The sequence below is a fragment of the Dysgonomonas sp. Marseille-P4677 genome, assembly GCF_016652235.1.
In the GTDB taxonomy this organism is placed as follows: Bacteria; Bacteroidota; Bacteroidia; order Bacteroidales; family Dysgonomonadaceae; genus Dysgonomonas.
Genome location: NZ_JAEPKU010000115.1, coordinates 1 through 13,750, shown reverse-complemented (window position 1 = coordinate 13,750; position 13,750 = coordinate 1). Strand labels below are relative to the sequence as shown.

The 13,750-nt window shown below is 35.4% G+C and carries 15 protein-coding genes; all 15 read left to right on the top strand.

What is annotated here, in order from left to right:
- On the top strand, positions 1–2,707 hold a 2,707-nt coding region (locus tag JGH11_RS15675; RefSeq protein WP_201113374.1), incomplete at its 5' end, for an RHS repeat domain-containing protein.
- Positions 2,708–2,831: 124 nt separating this feature from the next.
- On the top strand, positions 2,832–3,203 hold the full coding sequence (locus tag JGH11_RS15670) for a hypothetical protein (protein ID WP_201113373.1): 372 nt from the start codon (positions 2,832–2,834) through the stop codon (positions 3,201–3,203).
- A gap of 112 nt (positions 3,204–3,315) precedes the next feature.
- The gene (locus tag JGH11_RS15665) at positions 3,316–3,615 is read left to right on the top strand and encodes a hypothetical protein (RefSeq protein ID WP_201113371.1); all 300 of its coding nucleotides are present in this window, start codon (positions 3,316–3,318) and stop codon (positions 3,613–3,615) included.
- A gap of 402 nt (positions 3,616–4,017) precedes the next feature.
- Positions 4,018–4,248 carry a hypothetical protein gene (locus tag JGH11_RS20310; RefSeq protein WP_236264032.1) on the top strand — a complete coding sequence of 77 codons (231 nt, stop codon included), beginning with the start codon at positions 4,018–4,020 and terminating at the stop codon, positions 4,246–4,248.
- Between the two features lie 11 nt (positions 4,249–4,259).
- Entirely contained in the window at positions 4,260–4,487 is a 228-nt protein-coding gene (locus JGH11_RS20305) for an RHS repeat-associated core domain-containing protein (RefSeq protein WP_370567610.1), read from the top strand.
- A 10-nt stretch (positions 4,488–4,497) separates the two neighbouring features.
- On the top strand, positions 4,498–5,085 hold the full coding sequence (locus JGH11_RS20300) for an RHS repeat-associated core domain-containing protein (protein WP_236264031.1): 588 nt from the start codon (positions 4,498–4,500) through the stop codon (positions 5,083–5,085).
- Between the two features lie 404 nt (positions 5,086–5,489).
- The gene (locus tag JGH11_RS15655; RefSeq protein WP_236264030.1) at positions 5,490–5,690 is read left to right on the top strand and encodes a hypothetical protein; all 201 of its coding nucleotides are present in this window, start codon (positions 5,490–5,492) and stop codon (positions 5,688–5,690) included.
- Positions 5,691–6,061: 371 nt separating this feature from the next.
- Entirely contained in the window at positions 6,062–6,616 is a 555-nt protein-coding gene (locus JGH11_RS15650; RefSeq protein WP_201113370.1) for an NAD(P)H-dependent oxidoreductase, read from the top strand.
- A gap of 307 nt (positions 6,617–6,923) precedes the next feature.
- Positions 6,924–7,667 (top strand): MlaE family ABC transporter permease, encoded by a 744-nt coding sequence (locus JGH11_RS15645; RefSeq protein ID WP_370567611.1) that lies wholly within the window; start codon positions 6,924–6,926, stop codon positions 7,665–7,667.
- A complete protein-coding gene (locus tag JGH11_RS15640; RefSeq protein WP_201113368.1) occupies positions 7,664–8,437 on the top strand; it encodes an ABC transporter ATP-binding protein in 774 nt (257 codons plus the stop codon). Before JGH11_RS15645 ends, JGH11_RS15640 begins: the two co-directional genes overlap by 4 nt.
- 10 nt (positions 8,438–8,447) lie before the next feature.
- On the top strand, positions 8,448–9,212 hold the full coding sequence (locus JGH11_RS15635) for an exodeoxyribonuclease III (RefSeq protein ID WP_201113367.1): 765 nt from the start codon (positions 8,448–8,450) through the stop codon (positions 9,210–9,212).
- A 262-nt stretch (positions 9,213–9,474) separates the two neighbouring features.
- Positions 9,475–10,236 carry a Fe-S cluster assembly ATPase SufC gene (gene sufC, locus JGH11_RS15630; protein WP_201113366.1) on the top strand — a complete coding sequence of 254 codons (762 nt, stop codon included), beginning with the start codon at positions 9,475–9,477 and terminating at the stop codon, positions 10,234–10,236.
- Complete coding sequence (gene sufD, locus JGH11_RS15625; RefSeq protein WP_201113365.1) at positions 10,236–11,576, top strand: Fe-S cluster assembly protein SufD; 1,341 nt, start codon at positions 10,236–10,238, stop codon at positions 11,574–11,576. The genes sufC and sufD overlap by 1 nt, the downstream gene beginning before the upstream one ends.
- A gap of 91 nt (positions 11,577–11,667) precedes the next feature.
- Positions 11,668–12,879 (top strand): aminotransferase class V-fold PLP-dependent enzyme, encoded by a 1,212-nt coding sequence (locus JGH11_RS15620; RefSeq protein ID WP_201113363.1) that lies wholly within the window; start codon positions 11,668–11,670, stop codon positions 12,877–12,879.
- Between the two features lie 95 nt (positions 12,880–12,974).
- On the top strand, positions 12,975–13,750 hold a 776-nt coding region (locus JGH11_RS15615), incomplete at its 3' end, for an outer membrane protein assembly factor BamD (RefSeq protein WP_201113361.1).

Sequence of the window (13,750 nt, the reverse complement as noted above, 5' to 3'; positions counted from 1 at the left end):
ACGTTTAGACAAGGCCGACCGGTTGATCTTTACACAGGATGGAGAGCAACGCAAGAAGGTGACGAACAATAAATCAGAATGGACCTTTAATAAATACGATGCCTTCGGGCGGCTTATAATTTCCGGCATATACAAAACAACTGAAAACCAGTCACAGTTGATAACTAGATTCGAAAATGTTGTATTTGCAGAAAAAATAGGAACCGGGGGGTATGGCTACACATGGGATACCCTGAAACAAACAGAACTGGAGGATGCAAATACAGACGTTTTATTTGTCAATTATTATGATGATATCAGCCATCTCTTTAGTTTAACCCTTCATACAGATTATAAGCAAATACTAGCCTATACGTCAATGAGTGGTTATGGAACACAACACACAAATGCCAAAGGTCAATTAGTCGCTACCAGAGTTAAAAATATAGATTCAGCAGGTAAAAGAGCCAATACAAGAGAGGGAGAGATAGCCACTGCTATGTATTACGACAACAGAGGACGATTGATCCAAACCAAATCCACCAATCATCTTGGAGGTGTCGATAGTGAATACCTCGCCTATAACTTCACAGGGCAACCGATCAAGAAGCTTCATATCCATTCAGCTACAGGCAAGAATACTCAGAAAGAAGAATATGTCTACACTTACGACCATGCGGGACGCCTGCTGAAAACAACTCACCAGCTAACCGATGGATCGACTGTCAAGCCGCAAGTTGTCTTAGCTGAGAATACCTATGATGAACTGGGGCGGCTAAAGACCAATAAAAAAGGCGGAGTTGCCAATACCCTGTCTACCTATGCCTATAATGTACGCTCATGGACAAAATCGATCAGTAGCCCGGTGTTTAATCAGACACTCTACTATAACGATAAGGTAACAGCCCACAGTTATTCGGACTACCAGCCGGCATACAACGGAAATATATCGGGGATGGAGTGGCAGTTGAAGGACGAATCGAAACGCAGCTATCGTTTTAAATACGATAACCTGTCGAGATTGACTCATGCCGCGTACAACGGTGTTACTAACGGGGGAATGTATAATGTAGCGTATGCCTATGACAAACACGGCAATTTGAGTTCGCTTACCCGTAGGGGTAAAAGTAGTGCTGCTGCCGACAATAACGCCCTTGTCGACCAGTTGTCAATAACCTATGTGGGTAACCAGATGATCCATGTATCGGATGCGGTGGCAAACTTCGCTTATGCTGAATCGGCAGACTTTAAAGATAAAGTTTCTGCCTCCGGTACAATAGAATACACCTACAATGCCAATGGTGCGATGGACAAAGATTTAAACAAGGGAATAACAGGTATTCAATATAATTCGTTAAATTTACCCCGTCAGATGGTGATCAACAGTTCAACAGTCAAGGCAAAGAACTATTACACCTACTCGGCTTCAGGCGTGAAGCTGAAGACAGAGCAGCGCTACGATCCGACATTGGTTAATTCTCCGATAGGCACCACCACACCTGCAACCGATGGGCTGACCGACTATAAAAACACCGACTATGTAGGTAACATCATTTATGAGACCTCCAAAAGCTCGGCCGGAACGGTAAATAAAACCCGCATACTTGTAGACGGGGGTTATATTGAAAATGGCGTATATCACTATTATCTTGCAGATCATTTAGGGAACAACCGTGTGGTAGTCAATGCCAGCGGCACAATCACTCAGCGAAACCATTACTATCCTTTTGGAACAGCCTTTGCCGAAAAATACGATGACGGTAAAAACCAAAAGTACAAGTACAATGGCAAAGAGTTGGATGACATGCATCAGTTGAACCTGTATGATTACTCGGCCAGATATTATGAAAGTGCAGTGGGAAGGTTTACCAGTGTAGATCCACTGGCAGAGATGTATTATTCAATTAGTCCGTATGCATATGTGATGAATAATCCGTTACGTTTGATTGACCCGACGGGAATGTATTCCACAGAAGAATGGAAAAGGGATAATGGCATTACTGATGATGATCTTATATCTATCTATGAAGCACCGGACACGGATGATGTAGTTATTTCAGGTAGAAATAATTCTAGTCTGACAATAAAAACCTCTGCTATAAACAAAACCCTTAGTTCAAATGTCGATTTTGGAGGAAATCAACAGATAGATGCATGTAATATAGCAATTGGATATGAATCTTATGTTCAAGGGACAGCAGTTACCCCTGTAGGAGGTGTAAATGCTTCAATCCCGATTCAAAATGTATTATTCCTAGGAGGGAGCTACTCGGGACATTGGTATAAATATATTGGGCTACAAGGAGGATTTGCAGCTATGACTGGTGCCGACCTTTCTGTCGGAGGTGGTAGAAATTGGTTTATAGCACTCAATTCTCTAGCTGCCGTGAATAATAATACCCCTTCAAGTTTTGCTGGAGGATATGTAGTTGGAAATGCTTCGATTTCATTTAAAGCATTGGGTGGGTTGTCTATAAATGGAGGATATGCTAGATCTATTGATGGAAGTTGGAATGTATTTTCTTTAGGAGCTTCTGCTAGTCTAGGGTATAGTATAGGAATGTTTGATGGCTTTGGTGGAACTATGAGTGTAGGTGGAGGATATCTAAAGCTAGTTACTCCAGCAATAGAGACAAACCAAAGAAGTAGGAGCAATTCTACAATTAACTGGGGTATGTTTATCCTAGATCAGATACCACTAATACCGACTATTCCTTTTCCACTTTAGTTATAATATATGCCTATATTCTTATTAATTTTTTAATTTATAATAATGAAAAAAAATATTATAGTTATATTTATATTTATTTTTTTAGGAATTGCAGGTTTTTTATTATTAGTCACTTTTAGCAATGATAGAGCAAAAATTAAATATAAATTTTGGGATGAAATTAATATCGAGCTTTCAGGTAGAATTATTAGTAAAGAAAAAAAAAGCCGTTGGGGCAGGGAAAGAATTGTCTGTTGTGTTGATATCTCCTATTGCAATGTTGATAATATATATATATATATATGATACCCAGTATTATACTGCAATAAAAATAAAAGATAGGATCGCTACATTTGTTTTGCCTTATGATGCGTATGAAGTGGACTCAGTTGCAATTAATATTAATAATAATCGAATAGAGAAATATTTTAAAGATGGTGTATTATTAACAGAAAGGCCTATAAGTTTTGAGTCTGCTTATATTGCAGAAAGTGACTTAAAAACTTGCAATTAATCTTCTTTTCTATCATAAAATGTTTGTAGATTAGAATATATAGTAATCCGATGAAAAATGGGCATATATATTTTGAGGAAATAATAAAACACTAAAAAAAATAGGATTGAAAATGAAATTTGAAAGCTTAGCACCGGATTTATCATTACTTTATATTAAAGCGAAAAGAAGCTTCAAAGAATGTATTAGCAATAAAGATAACGAATTTTTAAAAGATGAGATAAATATTCCATTGGAAGATATTATAGTTATAGAGGAAAATATAAAAATTATATTTACTCAAAAAGGTTTCAATCACTATTTAATTGAAGTTAGTTTATTATTATTTGATACAAATAAAGAAATTGGAAAATACATATATTCTGAAAACGAAAAACAAGAAGATATTGAGGATAGCTTAGTTTTCTATTAGGCATATAACAGAGTGAAAGGATAATTCACTTTAATAGAAAATATATTACAGTACTAGAAGTACATAGTATTTAAGCTAGACGAACAATCAATAATTTTCAACTATCTATTATTAATCATTATTGGAATATTTCTGGGATATCGAATTGCTGTCAATGTCTTTTTGCATTTAGAATCAAAAGAAAATCAGTAAACAAGTTAAGTCTTGTCTTTAACTGTTTATAAAACGGAGTAATTTATATAAGAACTTCAGTTCGCTAAATACAATCCTGCCAAGAGTAATGACAGGATTGTTTATCTATACCATATCCAATTTATGTCGCCGAGTAAAAGTAATCAATAAAAAGGTGTAAAACCTGTTACTTTTGTTACCTTTTTTTATTATCTTGTATCAACTTCAGGTGTGAAGCTAAGAACAGAGCTGCGTTACGATCCGATCTTGGTTAATTCTCCGATAGGCACCACTACTCCTGCAACCGATGGGCTGACCGATTATAAGAACACCGACTATGTAGGTAATATCATTTATGAGACCTCCAAAAGTTCGGCCGGAACGGTAAATAAGACTCGCATACTTGTAGACGGAGTTATATCGAAAACGGGGCATATCACTATTACCTGGCAGATCATTTAGGGAATAACCGTGTGGTAATTAATGCCAGCGGTACAATCACCCAGCGAAACCATTACTATCCTTTTGGAACAGCCTTTGCCGAAAAGTATGATGACGGTAAAAACCAAAAGTACAAGTACAATGGCAAGGAATTAGACGATATGCACCAGTTGAACCTGTATGATTATTCGGCCAGATATTATGAAAGTGCAGTGGGACGGTTTACTTCTGTGGATCCGCTGGCGGAAAAGTATTACTAGACATCTCCGTATGTTTATTGTCTTAAATAATCCATTATTATATACCGATCCAAGAGGTGATACGGTAAGGATATATACTGAAACCGAAGATTGGGGACACACATGGATAAGTGTAGGAGAAGGGGATGATATGGTTGTATATTCATTTAATCCTGCTACAACTAAAAAAGGCAAACGAGATAAAGGTGAAATAGAGATGCTCGCAGATGGCTCTCTTTTTGTAATGAGAGGAGATGAAGCAAAAGCTTATAATTATAGAAAATCCAAATCTAAAGGGGGGGGGCATGTTGCTATAATAACTGATATTACAGATGAAAAGATGACAGGAGTAATAACTGATTTTATAAGTAATAACGCACAACTTATAAGAGAATCAGAGGATGGACAAAGTGTTACTTATAGGACAGATGATTTATATAATGTAGCTACAAATAATTGTACGACATTTGCTTCTGATATGTTGAATATGGCAGGTTCGAATATTTTAAAAAATACAAAAACTATAATAGATAGAAAGCATGGCGAGATATATACAGTTCCTTTTAAAGAAAGATTTATTTTACCATCATTATTTCAGAATTGGTTAAAAAAACGTTAGGATGAAAAAAATTTTATTTGTTTATTTGTTTGTTTCTTTGGTCTTTTTATTCGCCATCTTTTATACAATTATTTCTTGTTATATGCAATTGAAATATAGTTTAGACCCATTGAATTTACAAGATGTTACTATTGAAGAAATTTATGAAATAGGTAAAAGAAATGAAATAAGGCGATTGTATTTCATTGGAGGATATATTATAATTAGTATGATAATAGGTTTTATCTCTTATATGAAAATAAGTAATAGGAAAGAATAATAATTCAATGACTATCTTTGCCTATATAAAAAACATTGTTTGTTTTCGTTGTGATTCAATATAATTCCTTAAATTTACTCTGTCAGATGGTGATCACCAGTTCAACGGCCAAGGTAAAAATTATTACATCTATTCGGCTTCAGGCGTGAAGCTGAAGACAGAGCAGCGATCCGATCCGATCCTGACACCTATCGGTACTTCTACTCCTGCAACCGATGGGCTAACGGATTATAAGAACACCGACTATGTAGGTAACATCATATACGAAACCATCAAGAGTGGAAACACAACCACTAGCAAGACTCGTATACTTGTAGATGGCGGCTATATCGAAAGCGGTGTATAAAAATATGGAACAGAAGAGCCTACAAAATTATCAGCTTAAAGTAATTGATGTAAACCTATGTAAATAATAAAATTTTACACTAACAATCTAACCAGTTATTATTCATAACCCGACAACCTATTTCAGGAAAAGACAGTTTGTTGGGAATTCTTCTATATCGCTTCCTTTATCGGGATTATTATTCGGGCAAACCTTGATATATGTAATTTTTTTCTAATATCCTGTAATGAGATTAGTGAGTGTTACTTAGGTGATTTTTTCTGTATTCTGGCTCTGGATGCGTCTTTACTTATAAGTATTATTTATATAAAATAGGTCGATGATTAGATTTTAAATGATTATATTTGATCATCAATCTAAACAAATTAATTATGGTAACAATATTATTTGCTCACCCATGGCATGGGAGTTTCAACAAGGCTATTCTTGACACTGTTATAAAAAAGCTTGAAAAACAAGATAAAGAATATAAAGTTATAGATTTGCCTAAAGATAATTTTAATCCCATGATGCAGGAAGCAGATCTAAAGCTCTACAGAGTAGGTAAAGCGGCTGATCCTCTAGTCGAAAAATATCAAAAAATATTAAAAGAATCAGATGAAGTTATCTTTATATTTCCTATCTGGTGGGGGCTAATACCTGCGGATATAAAAGGTTTCTTTGATAAAGTATTTTTAGTAAACTTTTCGCATACGTACGAAAATGGCTGGACTCCACTTCTTACTAATATAAAAAGAACTTTGGTTTTCACCACAAGTGAGAGCCCAACATCTAAGTATAATAACTTTATTGAAGAAATAATCTTTAAAGGTTTGTTATATCCATTAGGGTTTCAAAATGGAACATGGTTGAATAGTGAAGGTACTAGCCGTGGAAGCCATGATGCTCGTGTTGCATTTTTACAAAAAGTAGAAGAAACAGTTTAAAGTTATCAGAGTATTTTTTTTCTTTATTATAAATAAGAATGTTTTAAAAAAGCCACTAACTGCTAATTAGTTAGTGGCTTTTTCCTTTTTGAGTAAAATACGGGCTGAAGTCTAGAATCAGATTAATTAATATCTAGAAAATAAGAGGCTTATAGGCTTCCTGTTTTAGTGTTTAGGGAAATTTTAGAACGATACAAACTTACATTTGCTAAAAAGATGTATCTTTGTCCAGGCTAAAGGGCAGACGGCTCTAGGTCTGCTAATGCAAACAATAATTATTAATTAAAGAATAATCAATATAATTATGTTGACATCTCTTTTCGCTAAGTTGGGGCGATATACACTTCTTATGCAAAAGGTTTTTTCAAGGCCTCAAAAGTGGAGTGTGTTTCTACGCCAATATCTCGAAGAAATAAGTAAGCTAGGGGTAAATTCCATTTGGATAGTTGTCATTATATCATTTTTTATAGGTGCTGTTATTGTGGTACAGATAAAATTGAATATCGATTCGCCTTTTATGCCCCGTTATACAGTAGGTTATGTTTCTCGCGAAATCCTGATATTGGAATTCTCTTCTACAATTATGTGTCTCATTCTTGCTGGAAAAGTAGGGTCAAATATAGCCTCCGAAATAGGTACTATGCAGGTTACGGAGCAAATTGATGCCTTAGAAATAATGGGTGTTAATTCTGCTAATTACATCATTTTGCCTAAAATTATAGCTCTGATGACATTTATACCTGTATTAGTAGTCCTAAGTATGTTTTTTGGAGTTATAGGTGGTTTTGCTGTTTGTGTATTTGGCCAGATTATGCCGGCCGATACTTTTCAGTATGGTCTTCAGTCATTTTTTAAGCAATTCTATGTTTGGTATGCGATTGTCAAAACAATTGTATTTGCTTTTATTATAGCTTCAATAGCATCTTTCTATGGCTATTCAGCCAGAGGAGGGTCTTTGGATGTAGGTAAAGCGAGTACCGATTCTGTGGTGATGAGTAGTATACTTGTACTTGTTGCAGACTTATTGATCACTCAATTAATGATGTCATGATAGAAGTAAAGAACTTATATAAGTCATTTGATGGCAGGGAGGTATTGAAAGATATAAATATTCTCTTCGAAGCCGGGAAAACTAATTTGATAATAGGTCAGAGCGGGTCAGGAAAGACGGTGCTTCTAAAAAATCTTGTAGGGCTGATGCGCCCGACTAAAGGAGAAATTCTTTACGATGGTCGTGATTTGACTAAGATGAAGACAGGAGATGTAAAACAGCTCCGTCAGGAAATGGGAATGATATTTCAAGGTTCGGCATTGTTTGACTCTATGACTGTTTTTGAGAACGTAAACTTTCCGTTGATGATGTTTTCTTCTTTGACAAAGGCAGAGCAGGCTAAACGTACGCAATTTTGTTTAGAAAGGGTAAATCTTGGCGATTCGGGACATTTGTATCCCTCCGAGATAAGCGGAGGAATGATGAAGCGGTCTGCTATAGCCAGAGCCATCGCACTTAATCCGAAATATCTGTTTTGTGATGAGCCTAACTCCGGACTCGACCCTCAGACATCCTTGGTAATAGATGATCTTATACATGATATCACCAAAGAATATAATATAACTACAGTTATCAATACCCATGACATGAATTCTGTGATGGGGATTGGTGAGCGGATTAATTTTATAAAAGAAGGAGAAGTAGAGTGGCAAGGCACAAGTAAAGATGTGATGTCTTCTACAAATGAATCATTCAATGATTTCGTTTTTGCATCAGACCTGTTTAAAAAAGTGAAAGCAGCCGAAAACGAAGGAATAAAACTAACCTAAAACTAATTTAATGAAAATAATATCATATAACGTAAATGGTATACGTGCTGCTGTAAATAAAGGATTATATGAATGGATGGAGAAAGAATCGCCGGATATTCTATGTTTACAAGAGATAAAAGCGATGGAAGATCAGATTGATATACTGACTATTCAATCTTTGGGGTATCATTATTATTTTCATTCAGCCGAGAAAAAAGGATACAGTGGCGTTGGTATTCTTACAAAGCGAAAACCAGATTTTGTTAAATCGGGAATGGATATGCCTATATACGATAGAGAAGGACGAGTACTTCGTGCAGATTATGGCGATATGACAGTCGTTTGCGTATATATTCCTTCGGGTACTATGGGAGATGTAAGACAAGACGTAAAAATGAAGTTCCTTGCCGATTTTACTCATTTTATAAATGAACTTCGGAAAGAAAGACCTCAAATACTTATTAGTGGCGATTATAATATTTGTCATAAACCGATAGATATTAGCCATCCTGAACGTCATACGAAAGATTCGGGTTTCTTACCCGAAGAGCGTCAGTGGTTCGACGAATTTATAGACACAGGGCTTATAGATACATTTCGAGTATATGATCAGAGTTCAGATAAATATAGCTGGTGGAGCTATAGGGCAGGGGCAAGGGCCAAAAATCTTGGCTGGCGTATAGACTATCATATAATTTCGGAGCAAGCTAAACCTCGTTTAAATAGTGCAGCAATCCTTAGTGATATAGACTTTTCAGATCATTGTCCTATTGTGGTTGAAATGGATTTTTAAGAAACGGCATTAAATATCAGACTAAAAAAATAAAATAATGTTTGAAAATAGGTTTGTCTCTAGTAGTCTTAGTGCATAGAGAAAATTACTGAATGATATAGATTTAATTAATAATTAATAGCTTGTGATAAACAAGCTATTTTGCTTTTTATTTATTAATTTTGCGTTCGAAAGTCTGCAAGGCTTGAACATATGTTGTATCTTAGTGTTAAAATGAATAGTAAAATACTAAGACTTTTATTTTAAAAATATAAAATTTATAATGGCAAATTTATTAAACATAAAGAACTTGCACGCTAATGTAGAAGGCAAAGAAATTCTTAAAGGATTGGATTTGATAGTAAATGAAGGCGAAATTCATGCAATAATGGGTCCTAATGGAGCCGGAAAAAGCACTTTGGCCTCTGTCCTTGTAGGTAACCCTAATTTTGAAGTAACCGAAGGTACAGTAGATTTTATCGGCCATGACTTATTGGATATGGATCCGGAAGACAGAGCTCGTGAAGGACTCTTTCTTAGCTTCCAATATCCTGTAGAAATTCCTGGCGTTAGCATGACAAACTTTATGCGTGCTTCTTTAAATGAAATTCGTAAGCATAGAGGTGAAAATCCTATTTCGGCTTCCGATTTTTTGAAGATGATAAAAGAAAAAAGAGAACTGGTAGAATTGGATAAAGATTTAGCCGGACGCTCTGTAAATGAGGGTTTCTCTGGTGGCGAGAAGAAAAGAAACGAAATATTCCAAATGGCTATGTTAGAACCGAAATTAGCCATACTAGACGAAACAGATTCAGGTCTGGATATTGATGCTTTGCGTATAGTTGCAGCGGGAGTCAATAAACTAAGACGTAAAGATAATGCGACAGTTGTAATCACCCATTATCAACGTCTTCTGGATTATATAAAACCAGACTTTGTCCATGTTTTATATAAAGGACGTATAGTGAAAAGTGCAGGTCCTGAGCTGGCTTTAGAATTGGAAGAAAAAGGTTACGATTGGATTATAAAAGAATTTCAAGAATAATGGTAGAGAATCAATATATAGATATATTCAACCAGTACAGAAGCAAGATTGATTCTAAATCTGCCGCTGGAATGAATAATCTGCGAGAGAAGGCACTGGAGGCCTTTAAAAAACAAGGATTTCCAACAAAGAAATTAGAGGATTACCTCTATCTGGATGTCTCAGCTGAATTTATGCCAGACTTTGGGCTTAACCTCAATCGGGTTCCGTTTCAAGGTAATCCATACATAGCATTCAGGTGTGAGATACCCAATATGACAACAAATCTGTATTTTGTTCTCAATGATTTGTTTCATGAGCAGCATAAACCACAGGTAAATTATCCTAAGGGAGTATTTGTTGGTAGTTTAACACAATTCGCTGAGCAACAGCCTGAGATATGCAATAAGTATTACGGACAAATTGCAGATTTAGATAACAACGGTATTATAGCATTCAATACAATGTTTGCGCAAGATGGATTTGTTATCTATGTTCCCAAAGGAGTAGTTGTTGAAGAGCCGATTCAATTAATTAACATATTGAAAAGCGAATTTAATTACTTGGTAAATCGTCGGGTCTTAATTATTGCAGAGGATGATGCTCAGGTAAAACTTTTGGTTTGTGATCATACAGTCGATGAATCTCAGTTTTTAGTTACTCAGGTAACTGAAATCTATGCAGGGAAAAATGCAATTGTAGACTATTATGATTTGGAAGAAAATTCTGATAAAGTAACACGATTGACAAATACATTCGTTTTACAAGAACAAACATCAAATGTTTTGGTAAATAATATTACACTGAATACCGGTGTAAGTCGTAATAACTACAATGTAAAATTGAACGGAGAACATGCCGAAGCGTATGTTTGCGGAATGGTTATTGCCGATAGGAAGCAGTATGTTGATAATTTTGCTTTTCTTGATCATGCAAAACCTCATTGTACAAGTACTCAGCTTTTCAAATATGTATTGCAGGATGAAGCTAAAGGTGTTTTCTGCGGACGTATTCTTGTAGAAAAAGATGCGCAAAAAACAATGGCTTATCAGTCAAACAATAACTTGTGTATTTCTCCCGACGCTCGTATGTATGCAAAACCACAGCTCGAAATATATGCGGATGATGTAAAATGCTCGCACGGTCTGACTACGGGACAACTTGATGAAGAAGCATTGTTTTATCTACGTTCGCGTGGTATCGGCTATGATGCTGCCAAACTGATGTTGATGCAAGCGTTTACAGCAGGCGTTTTGGAGCATGTGCGTATTCCGCGTTTGAGAGAGAGATTACAAGATTTGGTCGAAAAACGTTTCAGAGGAGAAGATGCCCGATGTGGTAATTGTATGGTCTGTAAATGATTTTGTTAGTTTCTTAATCAGTTATATGTCATAAGTTGATATAATCTATTGTATTCTCAACTATAGACTATGTAACTACTAACTGTAAAAAATGAATATTGAAGAAATAAGAGCCGATTTTCCTATTCTTTCTACTACCGTTTATGGCAAGCCTCTTATCTATTTTGATAATGGGGCAACAACCCAAAAGCCAAAATGTGTTGTAGATGAAATAGAAAAAATATATTACACCACGAATGCCAATGTGCATCGTGGTGTACATCATTTAAGCCAGCAGGCCACAGATATGGCTGAAGAAGCCCGTGTTGTAGTGCAGCAATTTATAAATGCAAAACATAGCCGGGAGATTATTTTTACCAAAGGAACCACTGAATCTATAAATTTGGTAGCACATAGTTTTTGCCAGCAGTTCTGCTCGGCAGGAGATGAAATAATCATCTCGGCTATGGAGCATCATGCTAATATAGTATCATGGCAGTTGCAGGAAAAAATAAGAGGCATTAAATTAAAGATTGTTCCTATCAATGAAAAAGGAGAGCTGATAATCGATGAATTTAGAAATCTTATTTCAGCTAAGACTCGTTTAGTTTCTATTACACATGTCTCTAATGTATTAGGGACGATAAATCCGATAGAAGAAATTATCGCAATAGCTCATAAACATGAAATTCCTGTTCTTATAGATGCAGCACAATCGGTACAGCATATTGCGCTTGATGTACAGAAATTGGATTGTGATTTTCTCGTTTTTTCTGGACATAAATTGTATGGACCAAATGGAGTAGGGGTTCTGTATGGAAAAGAAAAATGGCTGAATCAAATGCCCCCATATCAAGGAGGAGGTGAAATGATTAGTCAGGTTTCTTTTAAAGGCACTACATTCAATGAGTTACCATTCAAATTTGAAGCTGGTACACCTAACTATCCGGATGTCATAGCACAGGCTGTTGCAATAAAATATATAAAAAATATTGGTCTTGACTCAATAAAAGTATACGAAGATCAGTTATTAGAATATTGTACTGAGAAATTAGCTAAAATAGAAGGTGTACGCATATTTGGAACATCAGAAAAGAAAAGTAGCGTTATCTCTTTCTTAGTGGGCAATATTCATCATTACGATATGGGAATGCTTTTAGATAAAATGGGAATAGCTGTTCGCACCGGACATCATTGTGCTCAACCGCTTATGGAAGAGCTTGGAATAGAAGGTACAGTTAGAGTTTCTTTTGCTTTTTATAATACAAAAGAAGAAATTGATAGGTTTATCGATGCTTTAAAACGTGTTATTAGCATGTTCTAATACTTAGATATAATCTCAAAAAAACATAATTGTAAAAGTTTATTTTCAAATTATAAAAGCTTTGTGTAAATTTGCAAACTAATTTTTTGATAAGAATGAAAATCAGAATCCTGTGTACCTTATTATTGGCTTTGTTATTGGCTTCGTGCGGCGAGTATAATAAAATACTGAAGAGCCGTGATGCGGAATTAAAGTATACATACGCCAAGAAATATTTCGATGAAAAGAAATATGGTAGAACTACAACTCTCTTAAGTGAGATACTTTCTTCATATACCGGTTCGTCAAAAGAGCAGGAGATTCTTTTTCTTATGGCCCAGTCATTTTTCTATGACAAAGATTATACTACAGCAACTCAATATTATACCCGATATTATAACAAATTTCCGAAAGGAGATTATACTGAATTAGCTCGCTTTAATGCTGCTTATGGTCTATATCTCGATTCTCCGGACGCAAGATTGGATCAGACAAGTACAATAAAAGGAATTCAGGAGTTCCAAAATTTCTTGGAATATTTTCCTCAGAGCGAAAAAGCTCCGGAAGCTCAAGATTTAATGTTTAAATTACAAGAAAAATTAGCATACAAAGAATTTTTAGCAGCTCGGTTATATTTCAATTTAGGTCTTTATATGGGTAATAATTACGAAGCTTGTATAGTTACTTCACGTGAAGCCCTTAAAACATATCCTTTTTCTGAGTTTTCGGAAGAGTTTCAAATATTGATGGTAAGATCACGTTTCGAACTGGCATATCACAGTATTGAAGATAAAAAACCTACACGTTATCGTGATTTGCTCGATGAACACTTAAATTATAAAAATATGTTTCCGAATGGGAAATATTTGAAAGAATCCGAAAGATATTATCG